The sequence below is a fragment of the Micromonospora sp. WMMA1363 genome (assembly GCF_030345795.1).
Classification (GTDB): domain Bacteria; phylum Actinomycetota; class Actinomycetes; order Mycobacteriales; family Micromonosporaceae; genus Micromonospora.
This window is the reverse complement of record NZ_JAUALB010000002.1, coordinates 1-4,455: the sequence shown is the minus strand read 5'-3', so window position 1 is coordinate 4,455 and position 4,455 is coordinate 1. Positions and strand designations below refer to the sequence as shown.

The window sequence follows — 4,455 nt, the reverse complement described above, 5'->3', positions numbered from 1 at the left end:
TGGGCTACGGCCACCGCGGCATCAACCAGCCGGTGCTCGACCGCGCCACCGGCAAGGTCGAGGTGACCAGCCACAATCACGGCTTCGCGGTCGCCTTCCCCGGCACCGAGCCGGGTGCCGTCGTGCCGACCAGGTGATCGACACCGAGTTCGGGGGCGTCGAGGTCTCCCACGTGTGCCTCAACGACAACGTGGTCGAGGGGCTGCGGGCGAAGGACGTGCCCGCCTTCACCGTCCAGTACCACCCGGAGGCGGCGGCCGGTCCGCACGACGCGGACTACCTCTTCGACCGCTTCGCCGAGCTTATCGAAGGCGGGAGAATGCCTAAGCGGACCGACCTGAAGCACGTCCTGGTGATCGGCTCCGGGCCGATCGTGATCGGGCAGGCCTGCGAGTTCGACTACTCCGGCACCCAGGCGTGCCGGGTGCTGCGCAGCGAGGGGATCGGGTCAGCCTGGTCAACTCGAACCCCGCGACGATCATGACCGACCCGGAGTTCGCCGACGCCACCTACGTCGAGCCGATCACCCCGGAGTTCGTCGAACTGGTCATCGCGAAGGAGCGTCCGGACGCGGTGCTGCCAACCCTGGGCGGCCAGACGGCACTCAACACGGCTGTCGCGCTGCACGAGGCCGGTGTGCTGGAGAAGTACGGCGTCGAGCTGATCGGTGCCGACATCGACGCGATTCGGCGGGTGAGGACCGGCAGCTGTTCAAGGACATCGTCGTCAGGGCGGGCGCCCGGATCGGTGTGCAGGATCCGGCCGCGCTGGTGCCCCGCTCCCGGGTCTGCCACTCGATGGACGAGGTCCGCGACACCGTCGGTGAGCTGGGCCTGCCGGTGGTGATCCGGCCCTCGTTCACGATGGGCGGCCTCGGCTCCGGCATGGCGCACACCGACGGGGACCTGGCGCGCATCGCCGGCGCCGGCCTGGCCGCCAGTCCGGTGCACGAGGTACTCATCGAGGAGAGCGTGCTCGGCTGGAAGGAGTACGAACTCGAGCTCATGCGGGACCGGCACGACAACGTGGTGGTGGTCTGCTCGATCGAGAATGTCGACCCGATGGGCGTGCACACCGGCGACAGCGTCACCGTGGCGCCGGCCATGACGCTCACCGACCGGGAGTACCAGCGCCTGCGCGACCTGGGCATCGCGGTGCTGCGCGAGGTCGGCGTGGACACCGGTGGCTGTAACATCCAGTTCGCGGTGAACCCGGCCGACGGTCGGATCGTTGTGATCGAGATGAACCCACGGGTGTCCCGCTCGTCGGCGCTCGCGTCGAAGGCGACCGGCTTCCCGATCGCGAAGATCGCCGCGAGGCTCGCCATCGGCTACACCCTCGACGAGATCCCCAATGACATCACGGGCAAGACCCCGGCGGCGTTCGAGCCGGCCCTGGATTACGTGGTGGTGAAGATCCCCCGGTTCGCGTTCGAGAAGTTCCCCGGCGCGGACCCGGAGCTGACCACCACGATGAAGTCCGTCGGCGAGGCGATGAGCCTGGGCCGCAACTTCACCGAGGCGCTCAACAAGGCGATGCGCTCGATGGAGACGAAGGCAGGCGGATTCTGGACGGTGCCGGATTCGGTCGTCGCTGCCGCGACGGGCGCCGGCCCGGCGGGCGCGACGAAGGAGGACACCCTCGCCGCCCTGCGGGTGCCGCACGACGGGCGGCTCTACACCGTCGAGCGGGCGCTGCGGCTGGGCGCGTCGGTCGCCGAGGTCGGCGCCGCGTCCGGCGGCATGGACCCGTGGTTCCTGGACCAGATCGCCGGCCTGGTGGAGCTGCGTGCCGAGATTGTCGACGCCCCGGTGCTCGACGTCGACCTGCTACGCCGCGCCAAGCGGGCCGGCCTGTCCGACCGGCAGCTCGCCGCGCTGCGTCCGGAGTTGGCGGCAGAGGACGGCGTCCGGACCCTGCGGCACCGGCTGGGTGTCCGGCCGGTCTACAAGACGGTGGACACCTGCGCCGCCGAGTTCGCGGCGACGACCCCGTACCACTATTCGTCGTATGACACGGAGACCGAGGTGCGCGGGTCGGACCGGCCCAAGGTGCTGATCCTCGGGTCGGGGCCGAACCGGATCGGGCAGGGCATCGAGTTCGACTACTCCTGCGTGCACGCGGTGATGGCGCTGCGGGACGTCGGCTTCGAGACCGTCATGGTCAACTGCAACCCGGAGTCGGTCGGCGGTGTCGTAGTCGGTGGAGACAGTCTCCGGGTTGCAGTTGACCATGACGGTCTCGAAGCCGACGTCCCGCAGCGCCATCACCGCGTGCACGCAGGAGTAGTCGAACTCGATGCCCTGCCCGATCCGGTTCGGCCCCGACCCGAGGATCAGCACCTTGGGCCGGTCCGACCCGCGCACCTCGGTCTCCGTGTCATACGACGAATAGTGGTACGGGGTCGTCGCCGCGAACTCGGCGGCGCAGGTGTCCACCGTCTTGTAGACCGGCCGGACACCCAGCCGGTGCCGCAGGGTCCGGACGCCGTCCTCTGCCGCCAACTCCGGACGCAGCGCGGCGAGCTGCCGGTCGGACAGGCCGGCCCGCTTGGCGCGGCGTAGCAGGTCGACGTCGAGCACCGGGGCGTCGACAATCTCGGCACGCAGCTCCACCAGGCCGGCGATCTGGTCCAGGAACCACGGGTCCATGCCGCCGGACGCGGCGCCGACCTCGGCGACCGACGCGCCCAGCCGCAGCGCCCGCTCGACGGTGTAGAGCCGCCCGTCGTGCGGCACCCGCAGGGCGGCGAGGGTGTCCTCCTTCGTCGCGCCCGCCGGGCCGGCGCCCGTCGCGGCAGCGACGACCGAATCCGGCACCGTCCAGAATCCGCCTGCCTTCGTCTCCATCGAGCGCATCGCCTTGTTGAGCGCCTCGGTGAAGTTGCGGCCCAGGCTCATCGCCTCGCCGACGGACTTCATCGTGGTGGTCAGCTCCGGGTCCGCGCCGGGGAACTTCTCGAACGCGAACCGGGGGATCTTCACCACCACGTAATCCAGGGCCGGCTCGAACGCCGCCGGGGTCTTGCCCGTGATGTCATTGGGGATCTCGTCGAGGGTGTAGCCGATGGCGAGCCTCGCGGCGATCTTCGCGATCGGGAAGCCGGTCGCCTTCGACGCGAGCGCCGACGAGCGGGACACCCGTGGGTTCATCTCGATCACAACGATCCGACCGTCGGCCGGGTTCACCGCGAACTGGATGTTACAGCCACCGGTGTCCACGCCGACCTCGCGCAGCACCGCGATGCCCAGGTCGCGCAGGCGCTGGTACTCCCGGTCGGTGAGCGTCATGGCCGGCGCCACGGTGACGCTGTCGCCGGTGTGCACGCCCATCGGGTCGACATTCTCGATCGAGCAGACCACCACCACGTTGTCGTGCCGGTCCCGCATGAGCTCGAGTTCGTACTCCTTCCAGCCGAGCACGCTCTCCTCGATGAGTACCTCGTGCACCGGACTGGCGGCCAGGCCGGCGCCGGCGATGCGCGCCAGGTCCCCGTCGGTGTGCGCCATGCCGGAGCCGAGGCCGCCCATCGTGAACGAGGGCCGGATCACCACCGGCAGGCCCAGCTCACCGACGGTGTCGCGGACCTCGTCCATCGAGTGGCAGACCCGGGAGCGGGGCACCAGCGCGGCCGGATCCTGCACACCGATCCGGGCGCCCGCCCTGACGACGATGTCCTTGAACAGCTGCCGGTCCTCACCCCGCCGAATCGCGTCGATGTCGGCACCGATCAGCTCGACGCCGTACTTCTCCAGCACACCGGCCTCGTGCAGCGCGACAGCCGTGTTGAGTGCCGTCTGGCCGCCCAGGGTGGGCAGCACCGCGTCCGGACGCTCCTTCGCGATGACCAGTTCGACGAACTCCGGGGTGATCGGCTCGACGTAGGTGGCGTCGGCGAACTCCGGGTCGGTCATGATCGTCGCGGGGTTCGAGTTGACCAGGCTGACCCGGATCCCCTCGCTGCGCAGCACCCGGCACGCCTGGGTGCCGGAGTAGTCGAACTCGCAGGCCTGCCCGATCACGATCGGCCCGGAGCCGATCACCAGGACGTGCTTCAGGTCGGTCCGCTTAGGCATTCTTCCCGCCTTCGATAAGCTCGGCGAAGCGGTCGAAGAGGTAGTCCGCGTCGTGCGGACCGGCCGCCGCCTCCGGGTGGTACTGGACGGTGAAGGCGGGCACGTCCTTCGCCCGCAGCCCCTCGACCACGTTGTCGTTGAGGCACACGTGGGAGACCTCGACGCCCCCGAACTCGGTGTCGATCACCTGGTTCGGCACGACGGCACCCGGCTCGGTGCCGGGGAAGGCGACCGCGAAGCCGTGATTGTGGCTGGTCACCTCGACCTTGCCGGTGGCGCGGTCGAGCACCGGCTGGTTGATGCCGCGGTGGCCGTAGCCCAGCTTGTACGTGCCGAAGCCGAGCGCCGGCCGAGGATCTGGCTCCCGAAGCAGATGCGA

General features: G+C 69.8%; 4 pseudogenes. 2 read left to right on the top strand and 2 right to left on the bottom strand.

From position 1 onward, the window contains the following. A pseudogene (locus tag QTQ03_RS28020) lies at positions 1-313 on the top strand (glutamine amidotransferase-related protein); the annotation flags it as partial. Positions 314-319: 6 nt separating this feature from the next. Further along, positions 320-2,186 (top strand): annotated as a pseudogene (carB, locus tag QTQ03_RS28015) (carbamoyl-phosphate synthase large subunit); the annotation flags it as partial. Here carB (QTQ03_RS28015) and carB (QTQ03_RS28010) read toward each other — a convergent pair. Then, positions 2,178-4,076: pseudogene (gene carB, locus QTQ03_RS28010) on the bottom strand (carbamoyl-phosphate synthase large subunit); the annotation flags it as partial. The pseudogenes carB (QTQ03_RS28015) and carB (QTQ03_RS28010) overlap by 9 nt on opposite strands. Next, positions 4,069-4,455, bottom strand: a pseudogene (locus QTQ03_RS28005) (glutamine amidotransferase-related protein); the annotation flags it as partial. The pseudogenes carB (QTQ03_RS28010) and QTQ03_RS28005, both read right to left, overlap by 8 nt.